Here is a 19,066-nt window from a genome sequence, read left to right on the forward strand (position 1 = left end):
TCCGGCACCGGCGGGTACCGGGGGTCCATGCAGATCGAGGTCGTCGACCCTCCTCGGTCGCTGACCACGACACATCCCTGATCCGAGGAGCCAACGATGGCCCGCAACACCCTGTCCCGTTCCCTGCACGACGTCGGCCTCGCCGCCTGGTTCGGCGGCACGCTCGCCAACGCCGTCGCGCTGAACCCCGCCTCCGGCGAGGCGGGCAGCGCCCGCGCCACCGGCGCCGTCGCCAACGCCGGCTGGAACCGGTGGACGCCGGTCAACGCCGCCGCCATCGGCGCTCACCTGATCGGCAGCGTCGGCCAGCTGCAGGCGAACAAGCAGCGCGTCGCCCAGCAGCAGGGCGTGAAGGCCATGTCGGCGGCCAAGACGGCGCTGACGGCGGCCGCGCTCGGCGTCACCGCCTACAGCCGGCTGCTCGGGAAGATCGTCGACCAGGGCGGCGCCACCCCGTCCAAGCGCGCCACCAGGCCCTCCAAGCGGGCCCGCGGCGAGGTCGCGGCCGCGCAGCTGCGGCTGGACCAGCTGCAGTGGGTCGTGCCGGCGATCACCGGGGCGCTCGTCGTCGTCAGCTCCTACGCGGGGGAGCAGCAGCGCCCGTCCGAGGTGCTGCGCGGCGTCACCGTGAAGCCCGCGACCGTCTGACCCGAGCCCGGGGCGTGGGCGCAGCTCGGCTGCCCCACGCCCCCGGCTGCCCGGTCAGCTGGGCAGGCGCAGCGACGGGAAGCCGGCGGCCAGCTCGTCGAAGGCCTGGTGCAGCGCGGTGCCCAGGGTGATCCGGCCGTCGGCCAGCCACAGCTCGAAGGCCGTCGTCGCGGCGGCGCGGGTGCTCGTCGCGACCAGCCGCGGCACCAGCGCATCCGGCGCCACCCCGGTCCGCCGCGCCACGTGCGCGGCGACGACCCGGTCGACGTCGGCGTAGCGCACCTGGGAGTGCGCCAGCAGCGCCGGCTCGGTCAGGATCAGCCGCATCCGCTGGCGCAGCATTGGCAGGTCGGCCGGTGCGTAGTCGTTCACCTCGACGTAGGCGGCGTAGACCGAGGCGAGCACCGGCTGGTCGACCGCAGCGGCGGCGAGCATCCCCTCCAGCCGGACGACGTGGCCGTCGAACTGGCCCCAGACCGCGTCGGCCTTGGTGCCGCAGTGGCGGAAGAAGGTGCGCCGGCTGATCCCGGCGGCATCGGCCACCTCGTCGATGGTCACCGCCTCGAACCCCTGTGCGGTGAACAGGTCGAGGGCGGCCTGCTCGATCCGGGCGCGGGTCTCCTCGCGGGCGTCGGCCGCGACCATCGTCTCGGTCACGGTCCCCATCCTGCTCCTCGGCAGCGCGGTGACCGCCCGGCGCCGCGCTCAGCGGTCGCAGCGCTTGCCGGTGGCACTGGGTGTCACCTACGGTCTGCCGGGTCAGGTCCGTGACCCAGCTCACCCGGAGGCACCGTGCCCGAGACGACGCAGGACGAGCTCACCGTCGAGACCCCCGCGGCCCCCGAGGAGGCCCTGGTCGAGGAGTCCCTCGTGGAGGAGGTCTCCATCGACGGCATGTGCGGCGTCTACTGATCCGCGCCCGATGACCTCGCCTGCCCCGGCCCCAGCGGGGGTCGACCCAGCGGTGTTCGACCCGGCGCTGCCCTGGCAGCGTGCCCGGTCGGTCGCGCTGCGGCCGGAGCCCTTCGGGGCGCTGGTCTACCACTTCGGCACCCGGAAGCTCTCCTTCCTCAAGTCGAAGACGCTGGTCCGGGTCGTGGAGACCCTCGCCGACCACCCCACCGCCACGGCCGCCCTCCTCGCGTGCGAGGTGCCGGAGTCGCAGCGCCCGACCTACGTCAAGGCGCTGGCCGACCTGGCCCGGTCCCAGATGATCGAGAGGCGTGCAGCATGACCGCCGTCCTGCCCTCCCGCCCCGCCGAGCGCCCGACCGGTGGGCGGTTGATCGACCAGTTCGAGTACGGCCTGGACGCCCCGATCTGCCTGACCTGGGAGCTCACCTACGCCTGCAACCTGGCGTGCGTGCACTGCCTGTCCTCCTCCGGGCGCCGGGACCCCCGGGAGCTGTCCACCGCGGAGGCGGAGGCGGTGATCGACGAGCTGCAGCGGATGCAGGTCTTCTACGTCAACGTCGGTGGCGGCGAGCCCACGGTGCGCCCGGACTTCTGGCACCTGCTGGACTACGCGATCGGGCACGACGTCGGCGTCAAGTTCTCCACCAACGGCGTGAAGCTGGACAAGACCCGCGCCGCGCAGCTGGCCCGCACCGACTACGTCGACGTGCAGATCTCCCTGGACGGCGCCACCGCCGAGGTCAACGACCGGGTCCGCGGCACCGGCTCGTTCGCCACCGCCACGAAGGCGTTGGAGAACCTGGCTGAAGCCGGGATGAAGGACTTCAAGGTCTCCGTCGTGGTCACCCGGGAGAACGCCGGGCAGCTGGACGAGTTCAAGGCGCTCACCGACTCCTACGGCGCCCAGCTGCGGATCACCCGGCTGCGGCCCTCGGGCCGCGGGGCCGACGTCTGGGAGCAGCTGCACCCCACGATGGCCCAGCAGAAGGACCTGTACGCCTGGTTGCTGGCCAACGGCGACAACGTGCTCACCGGCGACTCGTTCTTCCACCTCTCCGCGTTCGGTGAGGCACTGCCGGGGTTGAACCTGTGCGGCGCCGGCCGGGTGGTCTGCCTGATCGACCCGGTCGGTGACGTCTACGCCTGCCCGTTCGCCATCCACGAGGACTTCCTGGCCGGCAACGTGCGGTCCCCCGGCGGCTTCCAGCAGGTGTGGCAGCAGTCGGAGCTGTTCGCCGACCTGCGCAACCCGCAGACCGGCGGCGCGTGCACCAAGTGCGCCCACTTCGACGCCTGCCGCGGTGGCTGCATGGCGGCGAAGTTCTTCACCGGCCTCCCGCTGGACGGCCCTGACCCCGAGTGCGTGCAGGGCTACGGCGAGACCGCGCTGGCCGCCCGCGACGCGGCGACGGTCACGCCGAAGAGCCACCTGGACCACTCGCACACCGGCCCGGTGCGCGGCCAGCCCACGCTGCTGGGCATGCCCAGCGTCCCGCCGGCCAAGATCTGCGACGAGTCGCCGCTGGCCGGGCTGCAGCTGGGCTGACGCCCCAGCCCGGCCGGGTCGACGACCCGGCCGGGCTCAGCGCAGCGGGGCGACCAACCCGGGCGCGTCGGCCGAGCCGGGCAGCAGGTCGGCGACGGTGAGCAGGGCGAAGAACGCGATGAGCACGGCGACGGAGAGCATCAGGACCTCCAGGGGTGGGCGGAGCTCCACCGTCCTCCCACCCGCTGGACGTCGACGGTGCGTTCCCTGTGCGCCTGCTGGGAGCGCCGGTCAGAGCCGGACGGTCTCGTTCTCCCCGCCGGAGTACGGCTGCCCGGTGACCTTCGCCTTGGCGAAGCTGAAGGCGCTGGCGAGCCGCCCGCCGGGGGAGTCCCAGTACTCGGCGGAGGCTGCGTCCACCCGGATCAGCACCACGTCGGGGTCCTCGGGGCCGTTGGGGAACCAGGCCTCGACCACCGGGTTCCACAGCTGCTGCTTCTTCGCCAGGTCGTCGAAGACCACGGCGTGACCGGTCAGCGAGACCCAGCTGTCACTGCCCGAGGTGGCCACGTTGACCTGCGGGTTCGCGGTCACCTGGGCGACCTTGCGGGAACTCCGGCTGGCGAAGAACCACAGGTCGCCGTCGAACTCCACCTGCTGCATGGACATCGGCCGGCTCATCAGCGTGCCGTCGGCGGTGATCGTGGTGAACACGGCGATCCGCTCGTCCTTCAGCAGTTCGGCCACCTTGCGCGTGTCCTCAGCGCGGGTCTCGTCGGTCATGGTCCTGCCCTGCCCGCAACGGCCGCGGACGACACGCACGGTCTCTGGCAGGGTGCCCAGCCGTGGACGACGTCGTGCGGCTGACCGGGGCGACCTGGCCCGACCTGGAGGGCCGGCCGCTGCTCGTCGTCCCGCTGGGGTCGGTCGAGCAGCACGGCCGCCACCTGCCGCTGACCACCGACACCGCGGTCGCGCAGGCGGTGGCGGAGGCCGCCGTCGGCGAGTTGGACGGCGCGGTGCTCGGCCCGGCGCTGGCGTACGGCGCCAGCGGTGAGCACGAGGACTTCCCCGGCACGATCTCGATCGGGACCGCCGCGCTGACCACCCTGCTGGTGGAGTACGGGCGCTCGGCCGGACGGTGGGCCGGCCGGCTGCTGGTGGTGAACGGGCACGGTGGCAACGTCGAGGCGTTGCGGGCGGCCGTGCCACAGCTGCGGGGCGAGGGCCGCGACGTCGTCTGGTTCCCGTGCGGGGTGCCCGGCGGCGACGCGCACGCCGGGCGCACCGAGACGTCACTGATGTTGCACGTGGAACCTGCTGGGGTCCGCCCTGAGCTCGCCGCGGCGGGGGAGACGGCGCCGATCGGGGAGCTGCTGCCCCGGCTGCGCGCGGAGGGCGTGCGGGCGGTGAGCCCGGACGGCGTGCTCGGCGACCCGGCCGGTGCCTCGGCGGCGGAGGGGGCGCACCTGCTGCAGACGCTGGCCGGCCGGCTGGTCGCCGCCGTCCGGGCCTGGGACACCGACGCCGCCGGGCGGCTCCTGGGCTGAGCCAGGTGCTGCCCGGCGGCGCCGGTCCGATCAGGTGGTGCGGCAGGTCAGCCGAGCGCGTCGGCGAACTGCGGGACGGCGTTGTCCAGGGCGTACTGGATGCCCTGGGGCGTGCCGATCGAGAAGGCGTTGGTCAGCGTCTCGTCGTCGAGCACCACGGCGTTGCCGGCCTGCACGGACGGGATCGCCTGCCACAGCGGGTTGTCGGTGATCTCGCTGGCCTCGACGAAGATCGGGAAGGCGACGGTCAGGTCGGAGTCGAGCAACGGGAGCTGCTCCTCGCTCACCGGCACGTAGAAGCTGTCGGTGGCCAGCTCCTCGATGGCCGGCTCGTTCACGAAGCCGAGCTGCTCCATGAAGTCGACCCGCGCGTCGCCGCTGACGTAGGCGCCGAAGCCCTCGGCGGTGTAGGCGGCGACCGCCACCTCGGTGCCGTCGAACTCCGGGTGCGCTTCGGCCGCGGCGGCGAAGGCCTCGTCGACCTCGGCCTCGACCTCCTCGGCCTCCTCGGTCTTGCCCAGGGCCTGGCCGACCAGGTCGAGCTGGTCCTCGAAGGGGACGACGTAGGGGTCGGTGCCCACCGGCTGGCTGATGGTCGGCGCGATGGCGCTCAGCGCCTCGTACCGCTCCTCGGTGGCGGGGGACTTGGTGTCCAGGATCAGGTCGGGGTCCAGCGCGGCGATCGCCTCGAGGCTGGGCTCCAGCGTCTCGATGATCTCCGGCGCCTCGTCGTAAAGCCCCTCGGCCCACGGGCCCACGCCCTCGCCGCCGAAACCGAGCCAGTCGCTCGCGCCGACCGGCTGGACGCCGAGCGCCAGCGCCATCTCGGCGTCGCCCCAGCCGAGGGCGACGACCCGGGTCGGCTCCTCCTCGACCGTCACGTCGCCGAAGGCGGTCTCGACGGTGACCGGGAAGGCGTCCGACGAACCGGTCGCCGGGTCGGTGCCCTCGGCCGCGGTGTCGTCGCTGGAGTCGGAACCCCCGCAGCTGGTGAGGACGAGCGCGGCGGCCAGCAGCGCGGTGCCGCGGACGGCCCTGCGGCGGAGGGGGAGGCGGGACATTCGAGCTCCTTCGGTGGGTCAGGTGAGGCTGACCTAAGCACACGGAGGTCACGGTCCGGTCACCGCTGGCGGCTCCTCCTGCGGCGCTGGGCCGGGAACAGCGGGCCCGTCGGGGTGGTTGACCCAGGCAGTCGCGATCAGCCCGCCCCAACGGGGGTGGACGTCCCGCGCAGACCGAGAGGACCAGCCATGCAGCACGGCATCCACCCCGAGTACCGCACCGTCGTCTTCCAGGACACCGCGACCGGGGCCACGTTCCGCACCCGCTCCACCGTGCAGACCAGCCGGACGATCGAGCTGGACGGCGAGACGCTCCCGGTGGTCCCGGTCGAGATCAGCGCGTCGTCCCACCCGTTCTGGACCGGGAACCAGCGGGTCCTCGACACCGCCGGCCGGGTCGAGCGGTTCAACCAGCGGTACGGCGCGCGCACCCGCAGCTGACGCACCGTTCGTCAGACGCCCCCGTCGGCCCACCCGGGCCGGCGGGGGCGTCGTCGTGTCAGCGGTCGGCCGGCACCACCGGCAGGGCGCGGACGGCGCGCAGCCCGACGACGCCGGTGACGACCGCCATCGCGACGGCGGCGAGGGTGACCACCACCACGACGGTCGCGTAGCCGGGCGGGTTCTCGTACGGCCAGCGGACGAGCAGCGCCGGTAGCGTGGCCAGGGCGAGCACCGCCACCGCCAGCTCGGCCGGGCCGCGCACCCGCCCGCGGCGCAGCACCAGCACGGCGCCGACGACGACCGTCAGCAGCGCCCACTGGACCATCGGGTCGAAGAGCGCCAGCGTCCACTCCGGGGGTGGCTCCGGGCGGAGGGCCGCCACCGATCCCGAGGCGACCAGCGGGATCGGGACCAGCCACAGCGGCCGGTGCAGCGGAGCGCCGGTGGGCATGAGCGCGGCGGCGACGAGCGGGACGGCGATGGTCAGCTGGACCAGCAGCTCCACCGGCCGGATCACCGCGACGAGCGCCGGCACCAGGTGCCCGACCAGCACGACGACCGCCAGTGGTCGGGTCGCCGCCAGCCCGCGGACGGCGCAGACCGCCAGGGCGACGGTGAGCGCGCTGACCACGGTGTGGACGGCGTCCGCCGGCCCCCACAGCAGCCGGTCGCCGAGGTCCGGAGCGTCGATGAACGGGAGCCGGCCGTGCAGCCACGCCGTCGAGAAGAGCCCGAGCAGGGCCAGCGAGGCGAGCGCCACCGTGCCGGCGACGGCGACCAGCCGCACCGTCCGCCCGGTCGCTACGGCGCGCACCGAGGCGCCGGGGGCACCCAGTCGGAGCCGCAGCGCCAGCCGGGCGACGTCCAGCCGGTCGGTCAGCGACGGGCTGCCGAACTCCGCGTACTCCGGGTCGTCGGCGGTCTCCACCTGCAGATAGGTCTCGGTCATGTCGTCGGCCCAGCGCGACCGGGCCGGTTCGGGCAGCCAGGTCAGCAGCCGCCGGTAGCGCTGCTCCAGCGGGCTCATGCCGGCCGCACCGCCAGTCGGGTCCGCACCGCGCGGGCGTTGGCCTCCTGCCGGGCGACCTCGGCCTCCAGGGCCAGCCGGCCGGCGTCGGTGAGCCGGTAGTAGCGGCGCAGCCGGCCGGCGTGCACCTCTTCCCGGTCCGGCGCCACCTGCCCTTCGGCGACGAGCCGGTCCAGCACCCCGTAGAGGGTGCCGACCCGCAGCGTCACCCGGCCGTCGGACAGGCCCTGGACCTCGGCGATCACGCCGTACCCGTGCCGCGGCCGGTCGGCCAGGGCAGCCAGCACGAAGAAGGTCGGCTCGGTGAGCGGCCGGAGGTCCATGGCCGGACGCTAGCGGCTCGATGCATCGGCTGTCGATGCATCGGCGCCCGGAGTCCCGCCGGTGTCGGTGGCCGCGGTTAGGGTCCGGCACCGGGAGCGGGGCGCGAGCACCCGCCGGCGAGGACGGAGCACGCACCGATGGCGCACCAGGCAACAGGGGAGGCCGGCCCCCCGGCGGAGGCCGCCACCCCGCGGGTGGCGGTGGAGACCAACGGCATCAACGTGATCGCCGAGGCCGAGCGCAAGGGCACCCCGCGCCAGCTGTTCTGGCCGTGGTTCGGTGCCAACGTCAGCGTGCTCGGCCTGGCCTACGGCGCGTTCGTCCTCGGCTTCGGCATCTCCTTCTGGCAGGCCGTCGTCGCCGGTGTCGTCGGGATCGTGCTCAGCTTCGGGCTCTGCGGCCTCATCGCCATCGCCGGCAAGCGGGGCTCGGCGCCCACCCTCGTGCTCAGCCGCGCCGCCTTCGGGGTCACCGGGGGCCGGGTGCCCGCCGTGCTGTCCTGGATCCTCACGGTGGGCTGGGAGACGGTGCTCGCCTCGCTGGCCACCCTCGCCACCGCCACCGTGTTCACCCAGCTCGGCTGGGGCGGCGGGACGGCGACCCAGGTCGTCGCCCTGCTGGTGGTCGCCGCGCTGGTGGTCGTCGGCGGCGTGCTCGGCTTCGACCTGATCATGCGCATGCAGACGGTGATCACCGTGATCACCGGCGTGCTGACCGTCGGCTACCTGCTCCTGGTCGCCGACGAGATCGACTGGGCGGTGGTCAGCGACCTGCCCGCCGGGTCGACGCAGGCGTTCATCGGTGCGCTGGTCTTCGTCATGACCGGCTACGGGTTCGGCTGGGTCAACGCCGCGGCCGACTACTCCCGCTACCTGCCGCGCACCGCCTCCACCCGCGGGGTCGTGGGCTGGACGACGTTCGGCTCCGCGCTCGCCCCGGTCGTCCTGCTGGTCGTGGGGCTGCTGCTGGCCGGCTCGTCCACCGACCTGGCGGCGGCGATCAGCGCCGACCCGATCGGCGCGCTCGCCGCCCTGCTGCCCACCTGGTTCCTGGTGCCCTTCGCCCTGGTCGCCGTCCTGGGGCTGGTCGGCGGCGCCCTGCTGGACATCTACTCCTCCGGTCTGTCCCTGCTCGCCGCCGGCGTGCGGGTCCCCCGCCCGGTCGCCGCCTCGATCGACGGCCTGCTCATGGTGCTCGGCGCCATCTGGGTCGTCTTCCTCGCCGAGGGCGACTTCTTCGTCCAGTTCCAGGGCTTCCTGATCACCCTCGGGGTCCCGGTCGCGGCCTGGTGCGGGATCGTGCTGGCCGACATGCTGCTGCGCCGCCGCGACTACTCCGAGGCCGACCTGTACGACCCGCGTGGCCGCTACGGCTCGGTCCCGCCGGTCCCGCTGGCGCTGCTCGGGCTGGGCACGCTGCTCGGCTGGGGGCTGGTCACCAACACCTACGCCACCTGGCTGACCTGGCAGGGCTACCTGCTCGGCCCGGTGGGCCTGGGCGGCAAGGACGGCGACTGGGCCTTCGCCAACCTCGGCGTCCTGGTCGCCCTGGCCGTCGGCTTCGCCGGCACGCTGCTGCTGCGCCGGGGCGCGGTTCGGCGGCAGGAGGCGGCGTGACCGAGGGCGTGCTCGTGGTGGTCGACGCCCAGCACGTCTTCGCCGACCGGGACTCCCCGTGGGGCGCGCCCCGGTTCGCCGAGGTGCACCCGGCCATCCGCCGGCTGACCACGGCTTTCGCCGGGCACGTGGTGCACACCCGCTTCGTCGCCCCAGCCGAGCCGGCCGGGGCCTGGGTGCCCTACTACGCGCAGTTCCCCTTCGCCCTCCAGCCCCCGGACGCGCCGCTGTACGCGCTGGTCGACGACCCGGGCGACGCGCCGGTGCTCGACGCGACCACGTTCGGCAAGTGGGGCCCCGAGCTCGCCGTCCTGGTCGGGGCCGGGCCGCTGGTGCTGGCCGGCGTCTCCACCGACTGCTGCGTGCTCTCCACCGCCCTGCCCGCCGCGGACGCCGGGGTGCCGGTGCAGGTGGTCACCGACGCCTGCGCGGGCGCCAGCGACGCCGACCACGACCGCGCGCTGGCCGCGATGGCGCTCTACGCGCCGCTGATAACCCTCACCACCACCGACGCGGTGCTCGCCCGGCGATGAACCCGCCCCCCACCGACCGGCTGCCCGATGGCTTCACCGTGGTGCTCGGCCCGGGCGTCGAGCGCCGGGACGGCGGGACGGCGTTGCTCGGCGGCTCCCCGGCCCGGCTGCTCCGGCTCGCCCCCGCCGCACAGGAGCTGCTGGTCGGTGACCGGCTGGCGGTCACCGACGCCCGCAGCGCCGCGCTGGCGGGCCGGCTGCTCGACGCCGGCGTCGCCGTCCCGGAGGTGCCGGCGGTGTCGCGGCCCGACGTCACGGTCGTCGTCCCGGTCAAGGACCGGACCGACGGGCTGGCCCGGCTGCTGGCCGCCCTGCGCGCCGACCCCGGCACGGCCGGCTGCCCGGTGGTGGTCGTGGACGACGGCTCGGCCGACCCGGCCGCGGTGGCCGCGGTGGCCGGCGGCACGCGGCTGCTCCGGCACGAGCACGCCCGCGGCCCGGCCGCCGCCCGCAACGCCGGGCTGCGGGTCGCCGACACCGACGCGGTGGCGTTCGTCGACTCCGACTGCGTGCCCGAGGCCGGCTGGCTGGCCACGCTCGCCGGGCACCTGGCCGATCCGCGGCTGGCCGTGGTCGCGCCCCGGATCACCGCCCTCGACCCGGCCCAGCCCGGCTGGGTGGCCCGGTACGAGGCGCTGGACAGCGCGCTGGACATGGGCCCGGCCGCCGCGCGGGTCGCCCCGGGGACGGGCGTCTCCTACGTGCCCAGCGCGGCGCTGCTGGCCCGGCGGACCGCGCTGGCGGACGGCTTCGACGAGGCGATGCCGGTCGCCGAGGACGTCGACCTGGTGTGGCGGCTCAGCGGCGCCGGCTGGCGGGTGCGCTACGAGCCGGCCGCGCGGGTCGCCCATGACCACCGGGTCGAGCTCGGCGACTGGCTGCGGCGCCGGGCGTTCTACGGCACCGGCGCGGCGCTGCTCGCCCAGCGGCACGGCGCCGCGGTCGCCCCGCTGGTGATCTCGCCCTGGTCGCTGGCGGCCTGGGTGCTCCCGGCGTTCGCCGGCCGGTGGGGTCTGCTGGGCTCCCTCGGCGTGCTCGGCCGGGCCAGCGTGCTGCTCGCCCGGCGGGTGGCCGTGCCCGGCCGGCCGCTGCCGATCGGCTGGGCGGCCGGCCTGGTGCTGCGCGGGACGGCGTCGTCCGGGCGGGCGCTGGCCCGCACGGTGACCCGGCACCACTGGCCGCTGACCGTGGCCGTGGCGCTGGTCTCCCGCCGGGCGCGGCGGGCGGCCGGTGCGGTGGCGGTCGCCGACGCGGTGGCCGGCTGGTGGCCGCACCGCCGGGAGATCGACCTGCCCGCCTTCGCGGCCGGCCGCCGGCTGGAGGACCTGGCGTACGGGGCCGGGCTCTGGTCGGGCGCGCTGCGGGCCCGCAACGGCCGGGCGCTGCTGCCCGCCGCACCCGAGCCGGTCGCCCCACGAGGGTGACCTCGGGGTGACGTGCGGCTGAACACCCCGTCCAGCCGGAATGCAGTTGCATCACGCAGCCTTGTCGCCGAGGTACTGCGAACGTGGCCAGCGTCGGTCCCGCGGGAGCACAGCACTGACCAAGGGGACCCGATGACCGCCACCCAGCACTCCGCACGACCAGATCCAGCCGCGCCGGCCCAGGCCGACGCCCCCGCCCGGGTCGACGTCTCCGGGCTGCCCGACGCGCAGGTGGAGAAGCCGAAGACCGCGCGCCTCGCGCTGACCCTGGGCGCCTTCGTCGCCCTCGGGCCGCTCACCATCGACATGTACCTGCCGGCCCTGCCGACGATCGCCACCGAGCTGGAGACGACGTCCGCGGCGGTGCAGCTCACGCTCACCGGCACCCTGATCGGCCTCGCGCTGGGCCAGCTGGTGCTCGGCCCGCTGTCCGACCGGTTCGGCCGCCGCCGCCCGCTGCTGGCCGGCACGGCGGTGCACGTGGTCGCGTCGCTGCTGGTGCTGCTCGCCCCGAACATCGCCGTCCTGGGCGCCCTGCGGGTGCTGCAGGGCGTGGGCACCGCGGCCGGTGCGGTGATCGCGATCGCCGTCGTCCGCGACCTGTTCGTCGGCCGCGCGGCGGCCACCATGCTCTCCCGGCTCTTCCTGGTGCTCGGCGCCGCGCCGGTGCTGGCGCCCACGATCGGCGGGGAGGTGCTCCGCTTCACCTCGTGGCGCGGGGTCTTCCTGATCCTCGCGCTCTACGGCGTGGCGCTGCTGGCGATCGGCTTCTTCCTGATCCGGGAGACCCTGCCGCCGGAGCGACGCAGCACCGAGGGGGTCGGCGGCACGCTGCGCGGCTACCGGTCGCTGTTCCACGACCGCGCCTACGTCGGCCTGGTGCTCGTCGCCGGCCTGACCATGGCCGGGCTGTTCGCCTACGTCTCCGGCTCCTCCTTCGTCTACCAGCGCCAGTTCGGCCTCGACGAGCAGCAGTTCGGGCTGCTGTTCGGCGCCGGCGCGTTCTGGCTGATCGCCGCCACCCAGCTCAACCCGGTGCTGCTGCGCTGGTTCTCCCCCGCGCAGGTGCTCGTCGCCGGAACGGTGGGCGGCGCGGCCGCCGGCGCGGTGCTGCTCGGGCTCGCCGCCACCAGCACCGGCGGCCTGTTCGCCGTGGCGATCCCGCTGTGGGCGGTGCTGTTCGCCTGCGGCCTGGCGCTGCCCAACGCCCCGGCCCTCGCCCTCTCCCGGCACGGCGACTCGGCCGGCACCGCGGCGGCGCTGCTCGGTGCGGTGCAGTTCGGCGTGGGCGCTGCGGTCTCCCCGCTGGTCGGCCTGCTGGGCAACGACGCGGTGGCGATGGGCGCGGTGATCGTCGGCTCGCTGGTGCTGGCGATCGTCGTCCTGGTCGTCGTCGTCCGCCCGTGGCAGCTCGAGGAGCCCGACTCCGAGACGGCTGCCGTCGCCGCTCACTGAGCGGCGGCGCAGGTCAGCCGATGACGACGGCGGCGGTCGTGCCCACCTGCACCGTCCGGGTCACCCCGGTGCTGGCGCTGGTCACCTGCTCCTCGAACCAGAAGACGTAGGGCTCGCCGGGGGTCAGCCCGTCGACCGTCACGGTCATCGGCTGGCAGCCCTCGACCTGGTCGACGGCCCGCACGACCGGTGGGGGCTGCTGCCCGCCGACGAGCCGCTGGCTGACCGCCTGGACGCGGTACCCGACCACCTCGGGCCGGTTGTCCGACATCCAGTCCAGCGTCGCCGACCCCGGCCCGGGGACGACGCCGGGGACGATCCGGCGCGGCGTGGTGCCCGCGCCACCGCAGCCGTCCGGCCGCAGCTTGTAGACAGGCGACCTGCCGACCGACGCGTTGGGCATGATCGAGATCCGACCCGGGCGCGGCGGCTGGGGGACGACCAGGCCGCCGCCACCGGCGGCCACCTGGGCGCGCGAGCGGGTCTCGGCGCGGGCGGCGGCGACGTCGGCCAGGGTGTCCACGCCCTGTGCGAGCACGGGCACCTCCGCGGGCGCGGGAGCAGCGACCGGGGCCGGGACGGCGACGGTCTCCTGCACCACCGGTGCGTTGGTGGCGGTCAGGTCGACCAGCACCGGCGTGAGCTGCGGGGCGAGCACGACCGCGCCCACGGTGACGGCCAGCAGCGGGACCAGCCAGCGGGTGTGGTCCCGGCGCCGGGCCGGGGTGCGCCGCCGGGCGGGGGCACGCCGCCGCGCCACGGGACTGCTGCCCGCGGTGCGTCGTCTCTGCTCGGCCATGACAGCCTCCTCCCGGTCCTCAGGGGAGCATCGGCACGGAGGCCCTCCGGCTCGCGCCGAACCACCCGAACGGGTCGCGACGGCGGTGGGAATGGTGGCGGCGGGCGACGTCTTGGGCCAGCTGTGAGCGCAGCCCCCGCCGTCTCGACGACGTCGGTCCCCACCGCACCGTCCACCCGCACCGCAGTCCTGGCGATCGTCGCCCTCGCGCTCGGCGGGTTCGCCATCGGCACCACCGAGTTCGTGACCATGGGACTGCTGCCCGACATCGCCCGCGGGGTGGACGCGACGATCCCCGAGGCCGGGCACGTCATCTCCGCCTACGCCCTCGGGGTGGTCGTCGGCGCCCCGGTGCTCGCCGCGCTGGGCGCCCGGCTGCCACGCCGGCGCCTGGCGATGGGGCTGATGGTGGCGTTCGTCGTAGGCAACACCCTCAGCGCGCTGGCCCCCGGCTACGGCTCCCTGGTGCTCTCCCGCTTCGTCGCCGGCCTCCCGCACGGCGCCTACTTCGGCGTCGCCTCGCTGATCGCCGCGTCTCTGGTGCCGGCCCACCTGCGCGGCCGCGCGGTCAGCTCGGTGATGCTCGGGCTGGCGGCCGCCAACGTCGCCGGGGTGCCCGCCGCGACCTGGCTGGGCCAGCAGCTGGGCTGGCGCTCGGCCTACTGGGCAGTCGTGGTCATCGGGGCGCTGACCTTGCTGGCCGTGCTCACCGTCGTCCCCTCGGTGCCCGGGCGCTCGGAGGCGACGATCCGCACCGAACTGGGTGCCCTGCGCCGGCCCCAGGTGGTCCTGACCCTGCTGGTCGCCACCGTCGGCTTCGGCGGGATGTTCGCCATGTACAGCTACATCGCGCCGATCGTCACCGAGGTGGCCGGCCGGTCGGCGGGCTTCGTGCCGGTCGTGCTGCTGGCCTTCGGGGTGGGTGGTGTCCTCGGGACGGTGCTGGGCGGGCGGCTCGCCGACCGGGCGCTGTTCCGCTCGCTGGTCGGGGCGACGGTCGCCACCGGCGTGCTCCTCGGCGTGATGGCGGTGGCCGCCGGCAACGCCCTGGCGCTGATCGTCACGGTGTTCGCCATCGCCGCGGCCGCCTCCACGATGGTCGTGCTGCTCCAGCTGCGGCTGATGGAGGTCGCCGGTGAGGCGCAGATGCTCGGCGCCGCGCTGAACCACTCGGCGCTCAACGCGGCCAACGCCCTGGGCGCCTGGCTCGGTGGTCTGGTCATCGCCGCCGGCCTGGGCTACCGGGCGCCGAGTGTGGTGGGCGCCGGGCTCGCCGTCCTCGGCCTGGGCTTCCTGGCCGCGTCGGCCGTGCTGCGGCGACGGGAGCTCGGCGCGGGCTGAGCCCACCTGCCGGCGCTGCCGGTCAGGTCGTCGAGCTGGGCTGCGTCCGCCGCAGCTGGACCGGGGCGCGGCTGGCCCAGAGGTGCACCTGTGCACCGAGGGCGGTCGCCACCCCGAGCACGAGGAACCCGATCGCGACCTCCTGCCGGTCCGCGCGCTGCTCGGCGCAGGCCAGTACGACGTCGATGGTGTTGTCGGTGATGTACGGGGAGCCGGCGAACGCCGCGCCGCAGCCGTAGTCGCCCAGCGGCATCGGCGCACCCCCGAGGAGGAGGCCACCGGCGATGGCCACGCCACCGGCTGCCTGCAGGGCACGACTGCTCGCTCGGCTCACGGCGGCAGCGTAGGGCCGGGACCACCGGAGTGGGCCGTCTCGCGCGCGACGCTCCGCTCGCCGGAGCGGGGAACTCGGTCTGGCGCCCGAGTGTGTCCGTTGACACACTCACGCCGAGGCCGGGTGCTCTCGGCCACGAACGGCCCTGCAACGGAGCGGAGGACTCGTGACCCAGATCAACGTGCGGGTCGACGGGGCGTCCTACACGGACGACGTCGAGCCACGGACCCTGTTGGTCCACTACCTGAGGGAACAGCTCGGCAAGGTCGGCACCGTCGTCGGCTGCGACACCAGCAACTGCGGTGCCTGCACCGTGCACCTGGACGGTCAGGCCGTGAAGTCCTGCACCGTGTTCGCGGTGCAGGCCGACGGCTGCCAGGTCACCACGATCGAGGGCGTCGCCACCGGCGAGGGCGAGAGCGCGACCCTGCACCCGGTGCAGCGCGCCTTCCACGAGATGCACGGTCTGCAGTGCGGGTTCTGCACGCCCGGGATGATCATGGCCTCGATCGACCTGCTGAAGGAGAACCCCGACCCCAGCGACGAGGAGGTCCGGGAGGGCATCGAGGGCAACCTCTGTCGCTGCACCGGGTACCAGAACATCGTCCGGGCGGTGCGCCAGGCGGCGGCGGAGATGTCGGGGAAGGCCGCCGACGACCCGCAGGCCGAGCCGGCCGCCGTCGACACCGCGGCCGCCGAGCACGTGGCGGTGCAGGCATGACCGCCGTCGAGGACCCGGCCGCGGTCGACCTGCCGCCGGCCAAGGAGGTCGGGCAGGCGCGTCGCCGCAAGGAGGACGCCCGGCTGATCACCGGCAAGACCACCTGGACCGACAACATGGTGCTCCCCGGGATGCTGCACCTGGCGGTGCTGCGCAGCCCGGTGGCCCACGGCCGGATCACCCACCTGGACGTCAGCGCGGCGAAGGAGCGGCCGAACGTCGTCGCCGTCTACACCGGGGCCGACCTCGCCGAGGAGCAGGGCTCGCTGCCCTGCGCCTGGCCGGTCACCCCCGAGATGGTCAACCCGGGGCACCCCTCGATCGCGGTCGAGCAGGTCAACCACGTGGGCGAGGCGGTCGCGATCGTCGTGGCCCGCAGCCGCACCGCCGCCGCCGACGCCCTCGAGGCGATCGACGTCGACTACGAGCCGCTGCCGGTCGTGCTGGACATGGAGCAGGCCGTGCAGGAGGGCTCGCCCCTGGTGCACGACCACACCACGTCGAACACCAGCTACCACTTCGTCTTCGACGCCGGCGAGGCCGGCACCGGCGGGGACACCGACCAGGCGTTCGCCGACGCCGAGGTCGTGGTCAGCCGCCGGTTCGTCCAGCAGCGGCTGATCCCGGCGTTCATGGAGCCCCGTTCGGTCGTCGTCCAGCCCTCCGGTGACAGCTACACGATGTGGTCGGCCACCCAGATCCCGCACATCCTGCGGGTGATGGCCGCGATGGTCACCGGCATCCCGGAGCACAAGCTGCGGGTGATCGCCCCCGACGTCGGCGGCGGGTTCGGCGGCAAGCTGCAGGTCAACCCGGAGGAGATCCTCTGCCTGCTCATCGCGCGGCGGCTGGGCAAGCCGGTCAAGTGGACCGAGACCCGCGGTGAGTCGCTGATGACCGCCCACCACGGCCGTGACCAGGTGCAGTTCATCGACGTCGCCGCCGACCGTGACGGCACGGTCAAGGGGCTGCGGGTGCGGCTGCTGGCCGACATGGGCGCCTACCTGCGGCTGATCACCCCCGGCGTCCCGGCCCTGGGCGCGTTCATGTTCCCGGGCATCTACAAGTTCCCGGCCTACCGGTTCGAGTGCGACGGCGTCTTCACCAACAAGGTGCCCACCGACGCCTACCGCGGCGCCGGCCGGCCCGAGGCGACCTTCGCGATCGAGCGGATCATGGACGAGCTCGCCGTCGAGCTGGGCATGGACCCGCTGGAGGTGCGCCGGAAGAACTGGATCAACGCCGAGGAGTTCCCGTTCACCACGGTCGCCGGGCTGGAGTACGACTCCGGCGACTACCAGCAGGCCACCGAGCAGGCGCTGGAGCTGCTGGGCTACGACGAGCTGCGGGCCGAGCAGAAGCGCCGCCGCGACTCGAACGACCCGGTCCAGCTGGGCATCGGCTTCTCCACCTTCACCGAGATGTGCGGGCTGGCCCCCTCCCGGGTGCTCGGCTCGCTGGCCTTCGGCGCGGGTGGCTGGGAGCAGGCGTCGATCCGGATGCTGCCCACCGGCAAGGTCGAGGTGGTCACCGGCTCCACGCCGCACGGCCAGGGGCACGAGACGGCGTGGAGCCAGATCGTCGCCGACCAGCTCGGCGTGCCGTTCGAGGACGTCGAGGTGCTGCACGGTGACACCGCGATCTCCTCGCGCGGGCTGGACACCTACGGCTCCCGGTCGCTGGTCGTCGGGGGCACCGCGGTCGTGAAGGCCGCGGAGAAGGTGGTGGAGAAGGCCCGGGTGATCGCCGCCCACCTGCTGGAGGCCAACGCCGACGACCTCGAGTTCACCGGCGGGAAGTTCTCCGTGCGCGGGACGCCGGGCGCCGGGGTCGGTATCCAGGAGGTCGCCCTGGCGATCTTCGCCGCGCACGACTACCCGGAGGGGATCGAGCCCTCCATCGACGCCGAGGCCACCTTCGACCCGGAGAACTTCTCCTTCCCGCACGGCACGCACATCTGCGCGATGGAGATCGACACCGAGACCGGGTTCGCCAAGATCCGGAAGTACGCCTGCGTCGACGACGTCGGCACGATCGTCAACCCGCTCATCGTCGAGGGCCAGGTGCACGGTGGCCTGGCCCAGGGGATCGCCCAGGCGATGTACGAGGAGGCGATCTACGACGCCGAGGGCAACCTGACCACCGGCAGCTTCGTCGACTACCTGGTGCCGGCGGCCTCGGACCTGCCGCACTTCGACACCGGCAACACCGTGCACGCGGCGACCAGCAACCCGCTGGGCGCCAAGGGCGTGGGAGAGGCCGGCTGCATCGCCAGCACCCCGGCCGTGGTCAACGCCGCGCTCGACGCCGTCCGGCACCTGGGCGTCACCGACATCCGGATGCCGCTCACCCCGGAACGGGTGTGGCGGGCGATCCACCAGGGCGGCGACGGCGGAGACCGGGCCGCCGCCGGTTCCAACGCCCAGGGCGCCACCGCTGGCGAGACGGCTGCCGCGTCCACCGATCCGTCGTCCTCCGGAGGTCACCTGTGATTCCCGCACCGTTCGCTTACGCCCGCCCGACGACGGTCGAGGAGGCCCTGCAGGCGATCGCCGAGGGCGGTGAGGACGTCAAGGTCCTGGCCGGCGGGCAGTCGCTGATCCCGGTCATGCGGCTGCGGCTCGCCGCGCCCGAGGTGCTCGTCGACCTCACCCGGGTCGAGGAGCTGCGGGGGGTGCGGGAGGACGGCGACACGCTGGCCATCGGGGCGATGACCACGCACGCCGACGTCCTCGCCGACCCGCTGCTGGCCCAGTACGGCCAGCTCATCGTGCAGGCGACCGAGACGGTGGCCGACCGGCAGGTGCGCCGCCGCGGCACGTTCGGCGGTGCGCTGGCGCACGCCGACCCGGCCGGGGACCTCCCGGCGGTCGCGCTGGCCCTGGACGCGGAGTTCGTGCTCGTCGGGCCGGGCGGGCGGCGCACCGTGCCCGCCGCGGAGTTCTTCGTCGACTACCTCACCACCGCGCTGGAGGAGGGGGAGCTGCTGGTCGAGATCCGGGTGCCCAAGCTCGGCGAGGGCTGGGGGGTCCGGTACGAGAAGTTCAACCGGGTGGCCCAGGCCTGGTCGATCGTGGCGGTGGCCGCGGCCGTCCGGCGGGAGGGCGGCCGGATCGCGGAGGCCCGGATCGGGCTGACCAACATGGGACCGACCCCGCTGCGGGCGTCGGCCACCGAGGCCGCACTGGTCGGGGTGGACGTCAGCATGGAGACGGTGACCGCGGCGGCGGCCCAGGCAGCTGAGGGCACCAGCCCCAGCAACGACCTGAACGCCCAGGCCGACTACCGGCAGCACCTCGCCCAGGTGCTCACCCGGCGGGCGCTGGCCGCCGCGGTGGGCCTGTAGGGGCGTAGCGCCGGACCGGTCCGTCACATCCGTGGCGTGACCG

The 19,066-nt window shown here is 74.5% G+C and carries 21 protein-coding genes; 14 read left to right on the forward strand and 7 right to left on the reverse strand.

Features of this window, described 5'->3' with window-relative positions; genetic code table 11:
* Positions 1-96 precede the first annotated feature (96 nt).
* Positions 97-648: a hypothetical protein gene (locus O2W15_RS06630; RefSeq protein ID WP_269178826.1), complete on the forward strand. Its 552-nt coding sequence runs from the start codon at positions 97-99 to the stop codon at positions 646-648.
* A 54-nt stretch (positions 649-702) separates the two neighbouring features.
* On the opposite strand, the gene mftR is transcribed toward O2W15_RS06630, so the two are convergent.
* A complete protein-coding gene (mftR, locus tag O2W15_RS06635; protein ID WP_269178827.1) occupies positions 703-1,305 on the reverse strand; it encodes a mycofactocin system transcriptional regulator in 603 nt (200 codons plus the stop codon).
* A gap of 135 nt (positions 1,306-1,440) precedes the next feature.
* On the opposite strand from mftR, the gene mftA reads away from it, so the two are divergent.
* From mftA to mftC, 3 genes are read left to right on the forward strand one after another with little or no spacing between them, the layout of a single operon-like run.
* The gene (gene mftA, locus O2W15_RS06640) at positions 1,441-1,560 is read left to right on the forward strand and encodes a mycofactocin precursor MftA (RefSeq protein ID WP_064972396.1); all 120 of its coding nucleotides are present in this window, start codon (positions 1,441-1,443) and stop codon (positions 1,558-1,560) included.
* A gap of 10 nt (positions 1,561-1,570) precedes the next feature.
* Positions 1,571-1,882, forward strand: a complete 312-nt coding sequence (gene mftB / locus O2W15_RS06645; RefSeq protein ID WP_269178828.1) for a mycofactocin biosynthesis chaperone MftB — start codon at positions 1,571-1,573, stop codon at positions 1,880-1,882.
* Positions 1,879-3,108: a mycofactocin radical SAM maturase gene (gene mftC / locus O2W15_RS06650; protein ID WP_269178829.1), complete on the forward strand. Its 1,230-nt coding sequence runs from the start codon at positions 1,879-1,881 to the stop codon at positions 3,106-3,108. The genes mftB and mftC overlap by 4 nt, the downstream gene beginning before the upstream one ends.
* A 231-nt stretch (positions 3,109-3,339) precedes the next feature.
* Here mftC and O2W15_RS06655 read toward each other — a convergent pair whose 3' ends face one another.
* Positions 3,340-3,831, reverse strand: a complete 492-nt coding sequence (locus O2W15_RS06655) for a pyridoxamine 5'-phosphate oxidase family protein (RefSeq protein ID WP_269178830.1) — start codon at positions 3,829-3,831, stop codon at positions 3,340-3,342.
* A gap of 62 nt (positions 3,832-3,893) precedes the next feature.
* On the opposite strand from O2W15_RS06655, the gene mftE reads away from it, so the two are divergent.
* The gene (mftE, locus tag O2W15_RS06660; RefSeq protein WP_269178831.1) at positions 3,894-4,598 is read left to right on the forward strand and encodes a mycofactocin biosynthesis peptidyl-dipeptidase MftE; all 705 of its coding nucleotides are present in this window, start codon (positions 3,894-3,896) and stop codon (positions 4,596-4,598) included.
* A gap of 47 nt (positions 4,599-4,645) precedes the next feature.
* On the opposite strand, the gene O2W15_RS06665 is transcribed toward mftE, so the two are convergent.
* Positions 4,646-5,659: an iron-siderophore ABC transporter substrate-binding protein gene (locus O2W15_RS06665; protein ID WP_269178832.1), complete on the reverse strand. Its 1,014-nt coding sequence runs from the start codon at positions 5,657-5,659 to the stop codon at positions 4,646-4,648.
* 189 nt (positions 5,660-5,848) lie between these two features.
* Here O2W15_RS06665 and O2W15_RS06670 point away from each other — a divergent pair, with 189 nt between their 5' ends.
* Positions 5,849-6,100, forward strand: a complete 252-nt coding sequence (locus O2W15_RS06670) for a type B 50S ribosomal protein L31 (RefSeq protein WP_269162522.1) — start codon at positions 5,849-5,851, stop codon at positions 6,098-6,100.
* Positions 6,101-6,158: 58 nt separating this feature from the next.
* Here the strand turns inward: O2W15_RS06670 and O2W15_RS06675 are convergent, their stop codons facing one another.
* Complete coding sequence (locus O2W15_RS06675) at positions 6,159-7,130, reverse strand: hypothetical protein (protein WP_269178833.1); 972 nt, start codon at positions 7,128-7,130, stop codon at positions 6,159-6,161.
* Entirely contained in the window at positions 7,127-7,453 is a 327-nt protein-coding gene (locus O2W15_RS06680; protein ID WP_269178834.1) for a PadR family transcriptional regulator, read from the reverse strand. Before O2W15_RS06680 ends, O2W15_RS06675 begins: the two co-directional genes overlap by 4 nt.
* A gap of 138 nt (positions 7,454-7,591) precedes the next feature.
* On the opposite strand from O2W15_RS06680, the gene O2W15_RS06685 reads away from it, so the two are divergent.
* The 4 genes from O2W15_RS06685 (at position 7,592) to O2W15_RS06700 (ending at position 12,482) form a co-directional block, all read left to right on the forward strand.
* Positions 7,592-9,070 (forward strand): purine-cytosine permease family protein, encoded by a 1,479-nt coding sequence (locus O2W15_RS06685; RefSeq protein ID WP_269178835.1) that lies wholly within the window; start codon positions 7,592-7,594, stop codon positions 9,068-9,070.
* Positions 9,067-9,603, forward strand: coding sequence for a cysteine hydrolase family protein (locus tag O2W15_RS06690; RefSeq protein ID WP_269178836.1), 537 nt, complete (start codon positions 9,067-9,069; stop codon positions 9,601-9,603). Before O2W15_RS06685 ends, O2W15_RS06690 begins: the two co-directional genes overlap by 4 nt.
* Positions 9,600-11,027, forward strand: a complete 1,428-nt coding sequence (gene mftF, locus O2W15_RS06695) for a mycofactocin biosynthesis glycosyltransferase MftF (RefSeq protein WP_269178837.1) — start codon at positions 9,600-9,602, stop codon at positions 11,025-11,027. Before O2W15_RS06690 ends, mftF begins: the two co-directional genes overlap by 4 nt.
* A 132-nt stretch (positions 11,028-11,159) precedes the next feature.
* A complete protein-coding gene (locus tag O2W15_RS06700) occupies positions 11,160-12,482 on the forward strand; it encodes a multidrug effflux MFS transporter (protein WP_269178838.1) in 1,323 nt (440 codons plus the stop codon).
* Positions 12,483-12,495: 13 nt separating this feature from the next.
* Here the strand turns inward: O2W15_RS06700 and O2W15_RS06705 are convergent, their stop codons facing one another.
* On the reverse strand, positions 12,496-13,281 hold the full coding sequence (locus tag O2W15_RS06705; RefSeq protein ID WP_269178839.1) for a hypothetical protein: 786 nt from the start codon (positions 13,279-13,281) through the stop codon (positions 12,496-12,498).
* 123 nt (positions 13,282-13,404) lie between these two features.
* On the opposite strand from O2W15_RS06705, the gene O2W15_RS06710 reads away from it, so the two are divergent.
* Positions 13,405-14,622, forward strand: a complete 1,218-nt coding sequence (locus tag O2W15_RS06710) for an MFS transporter (RefSeq protein ID WP_269162534.1) — start codon at positions 13,405-13,407, stop codon at positions 14,620-14,622.
* Positions 14,623-14,644: 22 nt separating this feature from the next.
* On the opposite strand, the gene O2W15_RS06715 is transcribed toward O2W15_RS06710, so the two are convergent.
* A complete protein-coding gene (locus O2W15_RS06715) occupies positions 14,645-14,956 on the reverse strand; it encodes a hypothetical protein (protein WP_269178840.1) in 312 nt (103 codons plus the stop codon).
* Between the two features lie 166 nt (positions 14,957-15,122).
* On the opposite strand from O2W15_RS06715, the gene O2W15_RS06720 reads away from it, so the two are divergent.
* The 3 genes from O2W15_RS06720 to O2W15_RS06730 are packed head-to-tail and all read left to right on the forward strand — an operon-like array spanning position 15,123 to position 19,023.
* Positions 15,123-15,677 (forward strand): (2Fe-2S)-binding protein, encoded by a 555-nt coding sequence (locus O2W15_RS06720; protein WP_269162537.1) that lies wholly within the window; start codon positions 15,123-15,125, stop codon positions 15,675-15,677.
* Complete coding sequence (locus O2W15_RS06725; protein ID WP_269178841.1) at positions 15,674-18,169, forward strand: xanthine dehydrogenase family protein molybdopterin-binding subunit; 2,496 nt, start codon at positions 15,674-15,676, stop codon at positions 18,167-18,169. Before O2W15_RS06720 ends, O2W15_RS06725 begins: the two co-directional genes overlap by 4 nt.
* Entirely contained in the window at positions 18,166-19,023 is an 858-nt protein-coding gene (locus O2W15_RS06730) for an FAD binding domain-containing protein (RefSeq protein ID WP_269178842.1), read from the forward strand. Before O2W15_RS06725 ends, O2W15_RS06730 begins: the two co-directional genes overlap by 4 nt.
* The last annotated feature ends 43 nt before the right edge of the window (positions 19,024-19,066 follow it).

The organism is Modestobacter sp. VKM Ac-2979 (assembly GCF_026967995.1).
Taxonomy (GTDB): domain Bacteria; phylum Actinomycetota; class Actinomycetes; order Mycobacteriales; family Geodermatophilaceae; genus Modestobacter.